General features: G+C 56.4%; 12 protein-coding genes and 1 tRNA gene. 10 read left to right on the top strand and 3 right to left on the bottom strand.

The window, feature by feature from the left end:
* Positions 1–64: 64 nt before the first annotated feature.
* Genes RGU70_RS15000 through RGU70_RS14990 form a run of 3 tightly spaced genes read left to right on the top strand, consistent with a single transcriptional unit; the run spans position 65 to position 3,758 of the window.
* Positions 65–1,120, top strand: coding sequence for a microcin C ABC transporter permease YejB (locus RGU70_RS15000; RefSeq protein WP_322210194.1), 1,056 nt, complete (start codon positions 65–67; stop codon positions 1,118–1,120).
* Positions 1,117–2,160 (top strand): ABC transporter permease, encoded by a 1,044-nt coding sequence (locus RGU70_RS14995; protein ID WP_322210193.1) that lies wholly within the window; start codon positions 1,117–1,119, stop codon positions 2,158–2,160. The genes RGU70_RS15000 and RGU70_RS14995 overlap by 4 nt, the downstream gene beginning before the upstream one ends.
* Positions 2,157–3,758: a dipeptide ABC transporter ATP-binding protein gene (locus RGU70_RS14990; protein ID WP_322210192.1), complete on the top strand. Its 1,602-nt coding sequence runs from the start codon at positions 2,157–2,159 to the stop codon at positions 3,756–3,758. The genes RGU70_RS14995 and RGU70_RS14990 overlap by 4 nt, the downstream gene beginning before the upstream one ends.
* Before the next feature lie 71 nt (positions 3,759–3,829).
* Here RGU70_RS14990 and RGU70_RS14985 read toward each other — a convergent pair whose 3' ends face one another.
* On the bottom strand, positions 3,830–4,675 hold the full coding sequence (locus RGU70_RS14985) for a hypothetical protein (RefSeq protein WP_322210191.1): 846 nt from the start codon (positions 4,673–4,675) through the stop codon (positions 3,830–3,832).
* A 402-nt stretch (positions 4,676–5,077) separates the two neighbouring features.
* Here RGU70_RS14985 and RGU70_RS14980 point away from each other — a divergent pair, with 402 nt between their 5' ends.
* Both RGU70_RS14980 and RGU70_RS14975 read left to right on the top strand, forming a co-directional pair.
* Positions 5,078–5,479 carry a DUF2946 domain-containing protein gene (locus tag RGU70_RS14980; protein ID WP_322210190.1) on the top strand — a complete coding sequence of 134 codons (402 nt, stop codon included), beginning with the start codon at positions 5,078–5,080 and terminating at the stop codon, positions 5,477–5,479.
* A 158-nt stretch (positions 5,480–5,637) separates the two neighbouring features.
* The gene (locus RGU70_RS14975) at positions 5,638–7,983 is read left to right on the top strand and encodes a TonB-dependent receptor (protein WP_322210189.1); all 2,346 of its coding nucleotides are present in this window, start codon (positions 5,638–5,640) and stop codon (positions 7,981–7,983) included.
* A 930-nt stretch (positions 7,984–8,913) separates the two neighbouring features.
* Here the strand turns inward: RGU70_RS14975 and RGU70_RS14970 are convergent.
* Positions 8,914–10,449: a transglycosylase SLT domain-containing protein gene (locus RGU70_RS14970; RefSeq protein ID WP_322210188.1), complete on the bottom strand. Its 1,536-nt coding sequence runs from the start codon at positions 10,447–10,449 to the stop codon at positions 8,914–8,916.
* A gap of 221 nt (positions 10,450–10,670) precedes the next feature.
* Positions 10,671–11,456: a hydroxyacylglutathione hydrolase gene (gene gloB, locus RGU70_RS14965; RefSeq protein WP_322210187.1), complete on the bottom strand. Its 786-nt coding sequence runs from the start codon at positions 11,454–11,456 to the stop codon at positions 10,671–10,673.
* A gap of 16 nt (positions 11,457–11,472) precedes the next feature.
* On the opposite strand from gloB, the gene RGU70_RS14960 reads away from it, so the two are divergent.
* From RGU70_RS14960 to RGU70_RS14940, 5 genes are all read left to right on the top strand, one after another.
* Entirely contained in the window at positions 11,473–12,270 is a 798-nt protein-coding gene (locus RGU70_RS14960; RefSeq protein WP_322210186.1) for a class I SAM-dependent methyltransferase, read from the top strand.
* Positions 12,271–12,409: 139 nt separating this feature from the next.
* Positions 12,410–12,862 carry a ribonuclease HI gene (gene rnhA / locus RGU70_RS14955; RefSeq protein WP_416186531.1) on the top strand — a complete coding sequence of 151 codons (453 nt, stop codon included), beginning with the start codon at positions 12,410–12,412 and terminating at the stop codon, positions 12,860–12,862.
* 113 nt (positions 12,863–12,975) lie between these two features.
* On the top strand, positions 12,976–13,704 hold the full coding sequence (gene dnaQ, locus RGU70_RS14950) for a DNA polymerase III subunit epsilon (protein WP_322210185.1): 729 nt from the start codon (positions 12,976–12,978) through the stop codon (positions 13,702–13,704).
* A 184-nt stretch (positions 13,705–13,888) separates the two neighbouring features.
* A tRNA-Val gene (locus RGU70_RS14945) sits at positions 13,889–13,963 on the top strand.
* 705 nt (positions 13,964–14,668) lie between these two features.
* The gene (locus tag RGU70_RS14940; RefSeq protein ID WP_322210184.1) at positions 14,669–15,631 is read left to right on the top strand and encodes a chemotaxis protein; all 963 of its coding nucleotides are present in this window, start codon (positions 14,669–14,671) and stop codon (positions 15,629–15,631) included.
* The last annotated feature ends 294 nt before the right edge of the window (positions 15,632–15,925 follow it).

The raw sequence follows: 15,925 nt of genomic DNA, 5'->3' as shown, positions 1-15,925 counted from the left end.
GCGCGTCACGCTATTTTTTCCTCTGCTCCCGCTGCTTCCTTTTACATTTTCAGATCGAAACGCCATGAATATCTGGTCCTATATTTTGAAACGTATATTGCTGATGGTGCCGACCCTGTTCGGCGTGATTGCCATCACTTTCGCCGTGATTCAGTTCGTCCCCGGCGGCCCGGTGGAGCAGGCGCTGCTTGAAATGAAAGGGCGCGGCGGTGCCGGGGAAGCGTCCGGCGGCGGCGCGCCGCAATATCGCGGACGGCAGGGGCTGGATATCGAACGCGTCAATGAAATCAAGGCGCTCTACGGATTCGATAAACCCGTCGCGCAACGCTTCTGGCAAATGCTCAAAGGCTTCGCCACCTTTGACCTGGGCAACAGTTTTTATCATCACGGCGATGTCTGGACGCTGGTCAAATCCAAACTGCCGGTCTCCATCAGTATCGGACTATGGACGTTTTTCCTGACCTATCTGATTTCCGTGCCGCTGGGCATTGCCAAGGCAGTGCGCGAGGGCAGCCGCTTCGATACGCTGACCAGTCTGCTGGTGCTGGTTGCCTACTCCATTCCCGGATTCGTGCTCGGCGTATTGCTGCTGGTGCTGTTCGGCGGCGGCAGCTTCGTGCAGTGGTTCCCCTTGCGCGGATTGACTTCGGACGACTGGGCCACCTTTTCCCTGCTGGGCAAGATCAAGGATTACCTGTGGCACATCACCTTGCCGATTACCGCCTCGGTGGCCGGCGCATTCGCCGTGATGACCATGCTGACCCGCAATACCTTTCTGGAAGAAATCCGCAAGCAGTATGTCCTCACCGCCCGAGCCAAGGGACTGAGCGAACGCAGCATCCTGTACAAGCATGTATTCCGTAACGCCCTGATACCGCTGGTAACCGGTTTCCCGGCGGCTTTCATCGGGGCTTTTTTCGCCGGCAGCCTGCTGATCGAAACCCTGTTTTCTCTCGATGGGCTGGGCTTGCTGTCGTATGAATCGGTGATCCGGCGCGATTATCCGGTGGTCATGGGCACCTTGTATTTGTTCACGCTGATCGGACTGGTCGTCAAATTACTGGGTGACCTGTGCTACGTCTGGGCCGATCCGCGCGTGCAATTCGAAAGCCTGCGTTGAGCGCGCCGTCCTTGTTGCCGACGCAATCTCCCGCCGGGCGCGTCTGGCGGCGTTTCCGTGCCGACCGGCGCGGTTACTGGAGCCTGTGGCTATTCCTGTTTCTGTTCATCGCCAGTCTGCTGGCCGATGTCCTGTCCAATGACAAGCCGCTGATAGCGCGTTATCACGGCCACATCGTGTTTCCCATCGTCACCGATTACTCCGAAAAATCGTTCGGCGGCGATTTCGATTCCCCTGCCGATTACCTTGATCCCTTTATCCGCGAGCAATTCCAGCGCGACGGCAACTGGGCGCTGTACCCGCCCAATCATTACCGTTTCGATACGCTCAATTATTTTTCCACCGTCCCCAATCCCGCGCCGCCGTCGGCTGAAAACTGGCTCGGTACCGACGACCGTGGGCGCGATGTCTTGGCACGCTTGCTCTACGGTTTCCGCATTTCCATTTTGTTCGGCCTGGCCCTGACGTTGACCGGCGTCGTGCTGGGTTTATTAACCGGCGCGGTGCAAGGCTATTTCGCCGGGCGCACCGATCTGTTTTTTCAACGCTTCATGGAAATCTGGGGCTCCATGCCGGAGTTGTATTTGCTGATTATTTTTTCGTCGATCTTCGAACCCGGGCTGCTGATGTTGCTGCTGCTGCTGTCGCTGTTCGGCTGGATGGGTTTGTCGGATTACGTGCGCGCTGATTTCCTGCGCAATCGGAATCTCGATTACGTCCTGGCGGCGCGGGCGGTCGGCTTGTCGCCGGCGCAAATCATGTGGCGGCATGTGCTGCCCAATAGCCTCACGCCGCTGGTGACGTTTTTACCGTTCCGCATGAGCGCGGCAATTCTGGCGCTGACCAGCCTCGACTTTCTCGGGCTCGGCGTGCCGCCATCCACCGCCAGTCTGGGTGAAATGCTGGCGCAAGGAAAAAATAATCTGGACGCCTGGTGGATTTCGCTCTCGACCTTTGTCGTGCTGACGCTCTCGCTGCTGCTGCTGACGCAGATTGGCGACGCCTTGCGTAGCGCACTGGATGTGAGGAAAGCACCATGAGCCTGCTGAAAATCAAAGGCTTGCACGTCGCTTTCGACGGCAAGGAAGTCGTCAGTGATCTCAGTTTGTCGATTGAGGCCGGCGAGAAATTTGCGCTGGTGGGCGAATCCGGTTCCGGTAAAACCGTCTCTGCTTTGTCGGTGCTGCGACTCAATCAGGGGGCGCACTATCAGGGCAGCATCCTGCTCGACGGTGAAGACATTCTGCAAAAACCGGAACGCGCCATGCGCGCCGTGCGCGGCAATCAGGTGGCGATGATTTTCCAGGAGCCGATGACGGCGCTCAATCCGCTGCTGACCATCGGCAGCCAGATCGCCGAAGTCTTGCGCTTGCACGAAGGACTCAGCGCCCGCGCCGCCGCTGTACGCACGGTCGAATTGCTGGACCAGACCGGCATCCCGGAACCGGCGCGGCGCGCCAATGCCTATCCGCACCAGTTGTCCGGTGGCCAGCGGCAGCGGGCGATGATCGCCATGGCGCTGGCCTGCAAGCCCAAGCTCCTGATCGCCGATGAGCCAACCACGGCGCTGGATGTGACCATTCAGGTGCAGATAATGGAGTTGTTGCAGCAATTGCAGCGCAGCGAAAACATGGCGATTCTGATGATCTCGCACGATCTGAATCTGGTGCGCCACTTTGCCGACCGGGTCGGCGTCATGCATCACGGCCGGCTGGTGGAGAGCGCCGCGACCGATGAATTGTTCGCCCGGCCGCAGGCCGATTACACGCGTGCCTTACTGGCCAGCCGTCCGCAGCGCATCGTCGAACCGCTGCCAGAGACATCGGAATCGACCCCGGCCGAACCCTTGCTGTCGGCCGAGCGGCTGGAATGTCGTTTCATGCTGCCGCGCGGCTGGTTTCGCAAAACGCCGTTTGTGGCGGTGGCGCCGGTCGATCTGCAACTGCATCGGGGCGAAACGCTGGGGATTGTGGGTGAATCCGGTTCCGGTAAATCGACTTTAGGGCTGGCGCTGTTGCGCCTGTCGGCGGCCGAGGTGAGCGGCACGATCCGGTTTGGCGGGCAAACTATCAGTTCCATGTCCAGCGCGGCGATCCGGCCCTTGCGGGCGCGGATGCAGGTGGTGTTTCAGGACCCGTTCGGTTCGCTCTCGCCGCGCTATACGGTGCAAAAGCTGATCGGTGAGGGGCTGGCGCTGCATCAGCCGCAACTGAGTCCTGCACAATTACGTGCGGCGGTGTGCGCGGCGTTACAGGAAGTCGGGCTGCCGGACGATATTCTGGAACGCTATCCGCATGAGTTTTCCGGCGGACAGCGGCAGCGTATCGCCATCGCCCGCGCCGTTATTCTCAAGCCCGAGCTGATTTTGCTCGATGAGCCGACTTCCTCGCTCGATGTGTCAGTGCAGCAGCAAGTATTGCAACTGCTGGCGCAATTGCAGCGCAAGTACGGCATTGCCTATGTCTTAATCAGCCACGATCTGGCTGTGGTGCGGGCGATGGCGCATGGCGTGCTGGTGATGAAGGAGGGGAGGGTGGTCGAGAGTGGCGCCACGGCAGCGGTATTGGGTTCGCCTACGCATCCCTATACACAGCAGCTACTGGCGGCGGCGATGTATTCATCGACTGTCACTAAATGAGATGAGCGCGGCTTGTGCAGGCCGCTATTTGCACAGTGAGCGTTCCTTGGCGCCTGCGCAGGGTAGGCAGATTACGGGCGATTGTCAGTGCGCCACAGGGGAAGCGGCACCATCTGCATCAGCGATTTCCCCCTAAGGGTTGCAAGCAATATGCCAAGTGTGAGTGCGCTCCAGGCCAGCGCCAATCCCAGGCAGGCGACCAGAGCGGTGCCGGGTGGAAGCAGTCGCGACGCCATGATAGCGGCGAGCGGCACAACCTGGATCGTGTGCGTGCCAAGAAAATGGGCCGGCCGCAAGTCGGCGCGATCCAGTGACCAGCCAGTCAGCCACATTGTGCGCTGCGAATTTCCCTGCTGATCGTTGAAGTGGCTCATGCGCGCACCCATGCTCAATCCGGTCAGCAAGGTCAGACCGAATCCCAGGAACAGGCTTGCGGCGGTACCCGCAATGACTGCGCTTGGCCAGGGCGGCGGCTGGGTACACAACACGACGCCGATCAGTATCGCCGGAGAAATCAGCGCGATAGAGCCGAGGCCCATGAGCCGGTAGGCCAGCGCTTCCCACGGTGTGGCGAGGTTGAAGTGTGAATTCCGGTGGCGACCCGCTTGCAGGGCGATATAGCCAAGTTCTGCAATGCCGGCAAACGCCGAGACGCTTGCGGTAACGGTCATCGCGTAGCTATCGCCAGATTGGTTCGGCAGGCAGATCACGATAATGAAAAACGTGGCGAAGTGCATCGCCAGCGCCAGAGCAAACTTGAGTGGTTTCATCCACACATTGACGCCATCGAGCGCTCGCTGATCGTGGCGGCGCAGGGCGGCGATAGGGACGATGGACAGGGCGAAGACTAGGGTGGTCCAGAGCCAGATTGCACTGGCGTTGCCAGCATGAAACTGGAGAATTTGGGAAACATTCATCACAACATCAGTGAACACGTTCATCGTTATAGTGCTTTCAGTAGCGGGGCGTTCAGTCGGGAGTCATTGGAACGTAGCGCGAACATGCCTGGTTCTAGGGCTCGGGACAGTCGGGGAATGTCAGCGGGTTCTGGCGCGATTCAGTGTAAGAGATTGATTCGCAATGGTCTATGGGGAACGGTGGCGATTGCCTGCGTATTCTGTGTGTGCGGTTCTCAACACGTCAGCAGAGCTTCCTTATATAATCCACGCGGACAATGCGGTAGCGTCGCTTTGCCTGTGAGTGACTTGCACCATTACATCAATTAAATGGCAGGTGCCGGCAAGTAGCGACAAGTACCGGCAAGTAGCGACAAGTACCGCCCCCGACATTATTTTGATCGATTTCGAGCTTCTATCCTGATGAGTCGTTCAAGCCTGCGCCGCCGATGTTTTGCCATGATTGCCTCGCTGGCCATTCTGATGGCGTCGCTCGTGCCGACCATTCATAGTGCCTTGGCGGCGTCATCTCCCGACCAGTTTTCCAGCCTGACCGAAATTTGTTCGGTGCAAGGAATCAAATATCTGACGCCTGCCGGTGACGTCGTCAAGGATTCTGCTCCTCCCAAGGGATCGGCCCATTTCGAACATTGCGCATTTTGTTGCGCCTCTCCCGCTGGCCCTGGCCTGCTTCCTCCTGTCGGCACGATGCCGCTGCCGCTGGTGAGCGGTGCGCTTGTGCTGCCGCCGCTGTTTCTGCATTCTCCCCGTCCGCTGTTTGCGTGGCATGTCGCGCAGGCGCGCGCCCCTCCCGTTCTTTCCTGATTTTTGCCGGTCGCACTCACTCGGGTGATGCCGGTATTTCAATGCTGTCCCATGTCCGGCATGCGCCCTGACGGGCCTGACCGCAGACATAGATACCACTAGGACTTACGTAAAAACTTTTTGCGTACGTCCTGACAAAAATAAAACAGGGAAGAATAATGAATCGCTCTATCTATCGCCTCGGCGCACTGCGTCCGATCGCCGCCGCTGTGCTCGCCTGTTGCAGTGCCTCTGTCTTCGCGCAGGCCGCTGAATCCACCTTGCCTGCCGTCGTCGTCAAAGGCAGCCGCTCCGTTGCCGAGGAAAATCTGTTGCCGGTAACGACCGAGAGCATCACCGCCGCTCAGGCCGCCCAGGTCATCAATGGCATGAATGTCGAGGACACGATCAAATACGCGCCTAGCGTTCTGGTACGCAAGCGCTTTATCGGCGATACCAATGCACCCATGGCGACGCGCACCACGGGCATTAACGCCAGCGCACGGTCACTTGTTTATGCCGATGGTATTTTGTTGTCGGCGCTGATCAACAATAACAACGGCAACGGTTCGCCGCAGTGGTTCATGGTTGCGCCTGAAGAAATCGAGCGCGTCGATATCATGTACGGTCCGTTTTCTGCCATGTATGCGGGCAATTCCTACGGCGCGGTCACGGTCATCAAGACGCGTATGCCGACCGAGTTCGAAGGCAGCGTCAAGGCCAGCGTCGCGACTGAAAATTTCAATCTGTACAGCACGAGTACGCGTTTGCCGGCGGGCGAAGTCAATGTCAATCTGGGCAATCGCTCAGGCGATTTGTCATGGTGGTTCAGCGCTAACCATCTGGATAGCTTCAGTCAGCCGATTACCTTCGGCAGCGTGACGCAATCGACCACTGCGGCGTCGGGTTCTTCGCCTGTCATTAACGGTGCGATTGCAGCGCAGAGCCGGACCGGCGGTGCGATACAACTGGTGGGAGCGGGCAGCGCCACGCATACCTTGCAAGATATCGCCAAAATCAAACTGGCCTATGATTTTTCACCTTTGGTCACAGGGGCTTATACCCTGGGTTTCTGGCAAAACAATCAGGTCGCCACAGCGCAGTCGTATCTGCGCACCGCGTCAGGTACGCCTTACTACGGCGGCAGCAGCGGCAACGTCAATATCGGCGGCAATTCCTATTCGGCCAGTTCCATCGGCAGCCAGTTTTCCAGCAATACGGTGCAGCAACAGCACTGGATGCAAAGCCTGTCGCTCAATGCCAAAAAGCAAGGCGCGTGGGACTGGGAAGCCGTTGCGACCAATTTCTTTTATTCGCAAGATTTGACAAGGACTTCGACCGGCCTGTATCCGGCGGCTCAACTGAGCGGGACCGGGCGGATTTCTGATGCCGGCGGTACCGGCTGGAGCACGCTGGATATGAAGGGAACCTGGCATGAGGAAGGCCTTGCACCATCGCATACCGTGAGTTTCGGTGGGCATCTGGATCAGTACAAGCTGGTCAACCCCACCTACAACACCACAGATTGGATGAATGGCGCTAACGGATCGCTTTACAGTGATTCGCGCGGCAAGACCAGCACCGAAGCCTTATGGGCGCAAGATGCGTGGCGCTGGTCGCCTTCCGTGGTAGCGACCATCGGTGGCCGTTTTGAATGGTGGCGTGCTTATGATGGTTATAACTTTGCGACCGCCTCCTCCGGAACGACCTATGCCATCAATCAGCCAGAAGTGACGGCTTCCGGGTTTTCCCCGAAGTTGTCGCTAGCCTGGCAAGCGAGCGATTTGTGGAGCGTGACCGCTTCCTTCGGCAAGGCATTGCGTTTCCCGACCGTGGGCGAGCTGTACCAGAATATCTCGACTGGCTCGACCTACACGCAGGCTAATCCCTACCTGAGGCCGGAAAAAGTTCTCTCCGGCGAGCTGGCGTTTGAACGCAACACGGCCGACAGCAAGCTGCGTATCTCGCTGTTTGAAGAGCATGTTCGCGATGCCTTGATTTCTCAGACCTCAACCATTACCGGGACTACAACACCGACGGCCTTCACCCAAAACGTGGATGCCACGCGCCAGCGCGGCATCGAAATTGCAGGGCAACACGATGACGTGCTGGTCAAAGGTTTGCAGTTGTCCGGTAGCGTGACCTGGGTCGATGCCGTCATTACTGAAAACAGCAGCTATGTCGCGACGACACCGGGTGCCACGTCCGTTGGCAAGCGTGTGCCGTATGTGCCGCAACTGCGCGCTACGGTGGTGGCCACTTACCGGCCTGACGATCAGTGGGCGGGTACGCTGGCCGGTCGTTTCAGCCGCCGCATGTACGCGACTGTGGACAATACCGATACCAATACGTCTACTTATCAGGGGTTTGATGGCTACTTCGTTATCGACACTCGTATCCAGTACAAGGTGGACCGTCACTGGACTGCCTCGGTGGGGATCGACAATCTCACCAACAAACAGTATTTCCTGTATCACGCCTTTCCCCAACGAACTCTGTATGCGGACCTCAAATACACCTTCTAACTGAAACCCCTGATTAAGCTACTGCGCGGCGCAATCTCAGGGCTGCGATGCTCGCCGTACTCAAGTACGGCTGCGCTTCTTACCCTGACCTTGCGCCGCTCGCTACGCTTACTCAGGGGTTTCGGCGGAGTCATTGGGTCGTTGTTGTGCTTAGGTCGGCTTTGCTTTGCTCGCCTTGCTTGTTGCGGTTGCGCTTCTTATTTTTAGCTTGTGCCGTTCGCTGCGCTTGCTCAGGGGTTTCGGCGGAGTCATTGGGTCGTTGTTGTGCTTAGGTCGGCTTTGCTTTGCTCGCCTTGCTTGTTGCGGTTGCGCTTCTTATTTTTAGCTTGTGCCGTTCGCTGCGCTTGCTCAGGGGTTTCGGTGGAGTCATTGGGTCGTTGTTGCGTTTAGGACGGCTTTGCTTTGCTCGCCTTGCTTGTTGCGGCTGCGCTTCTTATTTTTAGCTTGTGCCGTTCGCTACGCTTGCTCAGGGGTTTCGGTGGAGTCATTGGGGCGTTGTTGTGTTTAGGACGGCTTTGCTTTGCTCGCCTTGCTTGTTGCGGCTGCGCTTCTTATTTTTAGCTTGTGCCGTTCGTTACGCTTACTCAGGGGTTTCGGTGGAGTCATTGGGGCGTTGTTGTGTTTAGGACGGCTTTGCTTTGCTCGCCTTGCTTGTTGCGGTTGCGCTTCTTATTTTTAGCTTGTGCCGTTCGCTACGCTTGCTCAGGGGTTTCGGTGGAGTCATTGGGGCGTTGTTGTGCTTAGGTCGGCTTTGCTTTGCTCGCCTTGCTTGTTGCGGCTGCGCTTGTTGCCCTGAGCTTGCGGCGTTCGCTGCGCTTACTCAGGAGTTTCATGGAAGTGGGTTTGTTTTTGCAGATAAAAAAACGGGTTCTCGTGATGAGAACCCGTTTTGCATTGCGGCCGGTTTTCAGTGAGGCATTGTCTCAACGCTTATTGGTGATGCGATCCTTTGCCAGAGGCCAGGGTCATTGAGGGACGTTTTTTGTTTTGCTGTTGTGCTGTGCGAGTCTGTTTGCCAGAAGCGGCAACCTTGGTGCGTGAAGGTGTTGCCTTGGCATGGGCGATTTGACGTGGCGGTGCTGAATGAGCGGTTTTGGTACTGGCCAGGCGGGAGTTGTAGGGTACTTGCAGGCGCAGGCTTTGGCCGGCGACCAGCGTGTCGCGACGGAGTTCGTTCCATTGCTTGATTTCGCTCACGCTGACGTTGTAGCGCTTTGCGATGGAACTCAGGCTGTCTCTTTTGCTTGTTTTGACGAAAATCCGGCGGGTGTCGGGGACATCGGGGGCGACGGCCAGACGGGCATTGTCGGCGACTTCGGCTGAAATGTCAGATTCGCCGCCGGCTTCCGTTTTCGGAACCAGAATGGTCGAGCCTGCGGTCAGCACCATCTTTGGCGGGATGTGGTTGACGCTACGGATGATTTCCGGGGTCGTGCCGAACTTGCTGGCGATGGTTTCAATGCGCTCGCGGGCGCTCATGACTTTATGCGAGGTCCAGGACGACAGCTTGTGCGTCCATTTGGCGATGTTTTCCTTGAATTTTTCAGCGTTGCTTTGAGGTAGCAGAATCTTGGTGTCTTCGCTGCCGATGATGACCGGGCGATTGAACTGCGGATTGAGTGCCTGAAATTCGTCGATCGACAGTTCGGCCAGTTGCGCGGCGACCTTGACGTCGATGTCGCGCATTTTGCCGATGGTGACGAAATACGGCTGGTTATCTACTTTAGGGAGGGTCAGTCCGTACTCGCCCGGGTTGGCGATAATATTTTTGACGGCTTGCAGCTTGGGGACGTAGTTACGGGTTTCGGCGGGCATTTGCGCCGACAGGGTATTGAAGTCGGTGGGCAGGCCCGCAGCGATGTTGCGGTTGACGGCGCGCTGCACGGAGCCTTCGCCCCAGTTGTAGGCGGCCAGCGCGAGTTGCCAGTCGCCGAACATGCCGTACAGTTTTTGCAGATAGGTCAGCGCGGCGTCGGTGGAGGCCAGGACATCGCGGCGCTCGTCCTTGAACATGTTTTGCTTGAGGTTGAAATCGAGCCCGGTGGAGGGGATGAATTGCCACATGCCGGCCGCTTTTGCGCTGGAATAGGCTTGCGGATTGAAAGCCGATTCGATGAAGGGCAGCAGCGCCAGTTCCGTCGGCATGCCGCGTTTTTCCAGTTCCTGCACCACGTGGTAAAGATAACGGGAGGCGCGGGTTGTGGTGCGCTGGATGTAATCGGGGCGTGAGCTATACCATTGGGTCTGGTTCACGACCAGCGGATTTTCCAGATCGGGAATGCCAAAGCCTTTGCGGATACGAACCCAGACGTCCGTGTCTTCCATGCCTGCCAGAGCAGCAGGGTCGTTGGGATTGAAAGAGTTGAAGGAAACCGGGTAGATCGAGATGTCATTCGCCTGAGCGAAGAGGGGAATGCTGAGAGATAACAGCGCGGAAAGGGAAAGTTTCTTCAGCGTACTCTGCATGGGGTCAAGGTCCTGTGAGCGGTGGCCACCGCTATGAAAATTTCGGGAATTGCACAGTGTACGTAAGCGGCTTTTCATCCGTCAAGCTAAAACTTCACTTATTGCGAGGCTAAGCCCTTGATTAGTTTGAGATTTGTGTCCTACAAGCATGTTGGCAGGACAAAAATCAGGGCGAAAGATGGGGTGAAAGACGGGTGCGTTTGCGGCCATGTTGGCCTGTGTCACTTAAAGGTATCTTTCCAGCCGCGCAAGGCGGAAAAAGCGGCGACCGCATCGTTTCCCTGCAGGCGTCCGGTGTTGGTCAGGCTTTGCCGGATGGCAGGATCGTCGGACCGGAGGAAGGGATTGGTCGATTTTTCCAGCCCTATGGTGGAGGGGATCGTCGCCTGACCGTTGTCGCGCTTGGCCTGTTCGCGCACGATGCGTGCGGCCAGCGCCGGGTTGTCGGGGTCGGCCTGCTGCGCAAAGCGCAGATTGGACAAGGTATACTCATGGGCGCAAAAGACTTGGGTTGTTTCCGGCAGCGCCGCCAGTTTCTGCAAGGACGACAGCATTTGCGCCGGCGTGCCTTCGAATAGCCGGCCGCAGCCGCCGCCAAACAGCGTATCGCCGCAAAACAGCCAGCCTTGTTCCGCTGCGACGTAGGCGATATGGCCGCTGGTATGTCCCGGCACATCAATGACGGACAGATGCAGACCGGGCAAGGGCGGCTCGACCCGGTCGCCGTCACTGAGCGGGACGGTGATGGTGGGAATGGCTTCTCCACGCGGGCCAAACACCGGGACGCTGGTGTGTTGCAGCAAGGCAGGAACCCCGCCGACGTGATCGGCATGGTGATGCGTGAGCAGAATGGCGCGTAGCGTGAGTGATCGTTGCTTCAGCGCGGCCAATACAGGTTCCGCGTCGCCGGGATCGACGATGACGGCGTCGCTGCCGTTGTGAATCAGCCAGAGATAATTGTCGGAAAAAGCGGGTACAGCGACTACACTCAACGGTGAATTGGACATGGGAGATGGTGGGCGCATGAGGCAGGCTGTGACAGAAGAACCGATTATAGACCTCGCTGCCTGGCTGCAAACGCCGGGTGGCATTTACGTGCGCGAATGGGAGCACGCTTGCCTGAACCGGCTGACGGCCGATATTTTTGGTTTTAATGCGGTGCAGATAGGCGCGCCCGGGATTGATGCACTGGCCGCTAACCGCATGCCGTATCGCTTTGTGAGTGACGCTACGCCGCCGTCGGCATCGGCATCGGTATCGCAAGCTGCCGTGACGCTGCCCCAGGCGCTGATCCATGACTTCTCCGAATTGCCGTTCGCTTCTCAAAGCCTGGATCTGGTGATATTGCCGCATGTGCTGGAATTTTCTGCCGCGCCGCATCAGGTCTTGCGTGAGGTGGAGCGGGTACTGATTCCGGAGGGGCAGCTCATCATCTGTGGTTTCAATCCGCTCAGTTTGTGGGGCTTGCGCCGTTCCGTGGCGCGTCTGACCGGGGCGCATTTCCTGCCGCAAGGCGGGGATTTCATTCATCTCTCGCGGCTCAAGGACTGGCTGGAACTATTGGACATGGAAGTCGGACGTGGCGATTACGGTTGTTACGCGCCGTATTTTGCGACCGACAAGTGGCTGCGGCGCTTCCATTTCATGGAAACGGTCGGCAGTCGCTGGTGGCCGTATTTGGGCGCGGTTCATATTGTCAGGGCAATCAAGCGTGTCAAAGGCATGCGGCTGGTGGGGCCAGCCCGCTTCCGGCAAAAATCCAAGGCGCGTCAGGCAGTTCCGGCTACCAACAAGGTCAGGGAAAACAACAAGGGCGAATGATTTTTCTCATTGCATGCTCGCCAGATCGTTTGTTCGTCAGACGCTCACCGTCGCTTCAGACGCATTGGTACTGAGCAATAAGTATTTCAGCGATCAATTTTTTAACCCATTCGGGCAAAGCACCAAGGAAAAAATGGAAATGGCAGAAACAAACGCAGGAAAAGTGGAAATATTTTCCGATGGCGCCTGCAAGGGCAATCCTGGGCGGGGCGGCTGGGGAGCCTTGCTGGTCGCCGACGGCAAAGAGAAGGAAATATTTGGTGGCGAGTCCAATACCACCAATAACCGGATGGAACTGAAAGCCGTCATCGAGGCGCTGACGACACTGAACCGGCCTTGTCAGGTCGTGGTGTACACCGATAGCCAGTACGTCCAAAAAGGCATCAGCGAATGGATTCACGGCTGGAAGGCGCGCGGCTGGAAAACGGCGGCCCGCGAACCGGTCAAGAATGTCGATTTGTGGCAGGCGCTCGATGCCATCCAGGTGCAACACACTATCGAATGGCGCTGGGTGCGCGGCCATGCCGGCCATCCCGGTAATGAGCGCGCCGACGTACTGGCCAATCGGGGCGTGACCTCGCCCGGCGGATAACTACTTTTTAGAATTGGCGCAATAAGCCGCTGGCGTTGCTGCATCGGCTTGTCGTGCTGCTTGTTTTGTCACCGGCCTTTGCGTCAGTGCTGCTTTTTTAAAATGTGAACCCTATGCGACAAATCATTCTCGATACTGAAACAACCGGCCTCAACGCCCGCTCCGGCGACCGGATCATCGAAATCGGCTGTGTGGAGATGGTCAACCGGCAGTTGACCGGTAATAATTTCCATCGTTATATCAACCCTGAGCGCGATTCCGAAGAGGGCGCGCTGGCGGTGCATGGACTGACTACCGCCTTTCTGAGCGACAAGCCGCGCTTCGCCGAGATCGCCGCCGAATTCCGTGAATATCTGCGCGATGCGGAAATCGTGATTCACAACGCGCCGTTCGACCTTGGCTTCCTGGAGGCCGAATTTGCCTTGCTCGGCTTGCCTCCCTTCCGTGAGCACGTCGCTTCCATCCTCGATACCTTGCCGATGGCGCGGGAACTGCATCCGGGACGTCGCAATTCACTCGATGCACTCTGCGACCGTTACGAAATTTCCAATGCCCACCGCACCTTGCACGGCGGTTTGCTGGATGCGGCACTGTTGGCGGAAGTGTATCTGGCGATGACGCGCGGTCAGAACAGCCTCGGCATGGAATTGGACGATGCCCCCGAATCGGATGCCGACGGTGCCATCATCGAACTGCCGCCACTGGCACCGGTGCTGGTGCGCTTAGCGTCTGCCGCAGAGCAACAGCAGCATGAAGCCATGCTCGATAGTCTGGACAAGGAGTCGCGCGGGCAGTGCGTGTGGCGCAAAGAAGTCGAAGTTCCAGCCGTTGCCGCGAGCTGATTGCCGCCAGCGGATGGCCGGGATTGCCTGATCTGCCGGCAATATTGGTTTTTCTTTGTCAGCGCTGGTGTTTTGCGGCGGTTCCGTGCCATAATGCGCTCCGCTTGCAATTGAATAGATCGCTTTCTTGGCTGAAAAATTTCATTGCGGCGCACGTCAGAATCTGAATCAAGTCAGAAAAAAGGGAAGGTTAGCTCAGGGGTAGAGCACTGCATTCACACTGCAGGGGTCGCAAGTTCGAAACTTGCACTTTCCACCAGAATCAGAAAAGCCAGCCTTTGCGCTGGCTTTTGTTATTTCCGGGCTTCTTATCAATTTTCCTCCTCATCCTGCACCCGTCAGGGCGTTCGCACTCGCAAATGAGAGTCACACGCCCGATCACCGCATTGCACCTGCTCGGCCTGCCTTCGGCAATCTCACCTCTGTCCGTGTCAAACGGCTCAGCCAAAAGAGACGATGGACAGGGAGAGCGTTCGCCCTTATTGAAAATAAGCATTATTGCTTGTTACAAAAATAAATAATAATCCGCATGGAAATTAATTTCCTGCGTGTATTTTTATAATGGCATTAATAATATTTTTATTGGTTAATGTAATTTCTAATATTGATTAATATAAACATGTGGCTGAATATATACAGTTGCAGATAGTTAATTATATTTATAAATAATAAGTAAAAATATTTAATTTGCAATTCTATCGCGTCTTAAAATCAATTAATTACTCAATTAAATAAATAAAATTACAGCCTAGAAAATTTAATCCAATTAAATATTTCTGATTAAAAATATTTCTTTTTGATTGATATAAATAAACGCATTAGATGCGCTTGCATACTGCAGTTCCGCAGCGTAAAGTCGACACGACTAATCAATATCTAATACGATTTTGTCAAATGACTATAAATGTCGCGACATGAGGTTTTATTGCCCTGCATCCCGCAATTAAATTAATCACGGATAAATATGGATACCATACAGCAGGAAGTAGACGAACGTACCAATCTCACCAGCTCCAATAAATTCGAATTGCTATTATTTCGCCTCGGAGGAGATGCCAATGGCGATCGATCTGAATTATTCGGGATTAATGTTTTTAAAGTGAGGGAGATCGTTGAAATGCCGGTCGTGACGGCCATTGCCGGATCGCCCAGGCATATCCTCGGGATGACCAATTTGCGCGGACAAGTCATTTCAGTCATTGATTTACCCAGCGTCGTCGGTTGCAATCCGAAAACCGGTTTGAACATCATGCTCGTGACCGAATATGCGCGTTCGACGCAAGCCTTTGCCGTGGAGTCGGTGGAAGACATCGTGCGGCTGGAGTGGAGCCAGGTGATGTCGGCCGAAGGCAATGCCGGCAGCACCGCCATGGTGACCAGCATTGTCCGTCTCGACGGCAATGTCGACAGCACCCGGCTGGCACAGGTGCTGGATGTGGAGCAGATACTGCACCAGATCACCTCCACCGATATCAAGGAAGTCGATCCGAATGCCGCAGGCCTCAAACTGAAATTGCGACCCGGCACCGTCATTCTGTCGGCAGACGATTCCGCGGTAGCCCGGGCGTTGATTGAACAGGCATTCAAGGCCATGAATGTTCCTTACATCATGACCAAAACCGGCAAGCAGGGCTGGGATCGATTGCAAATCATGGCCGCCGAAGCCGAAGCAGAGGGCAAAACCGCGTATGACAAAGTCGCTTTGGTACTGACCGATCTGGAAATGCCGGAAATGGATGGCTTTACACTGACGCGCAATATTAAAAACGATCCGCGTTTCAAAAATATCCCAGTCATCATCCATTCCTCATTGTCCGGTTCGGCCAATGAAGAACACGTCAAAACCGTGGGGGCTGATGCGTATGTCGCCAAATTTGTGGCACTGGATCTGGCCAACAAAATACGGGAAGTCCTGGCACGATATTGACACGCTCAGGCGGTCGCGGACACGACGCATTCGCGCCCGCAGCCTGAGTTTCTTCTTCGCGCATTGCATCTGAATTCAATCGCGGATCGGCCAAGCGCCCTTCTGACGCATCCCAGTGGCCTTCATATTTGCCGCCGTATTCTTTGATCGTTCTTATCTATGAATAGTCCGGCGCTGATAGAATGAAACAAGTCTTGGTGGCGACTCTGATGGTGGAGGGCCAACGATGCCAGTTCCAAGAAGAAATGCCGCCCTGAGATTGCCTCGCGCAGTCACTGACCCAGACGTTTCCCA

The organism is Herbaspirillum sp. RTI4, from assembly GCF_034313965.1.
Lineage (GTDB): Bacteria > Pseudomonadota > Gammaproteobacteria > Burkholderiales > Burkholderiaceae_D > Herbaspirillum.
The sequence above is the reverse complement of the archived record's forward strand: the minus strand, read 5'-3'. Positions and strand labels throughout refer to the sequence as shown.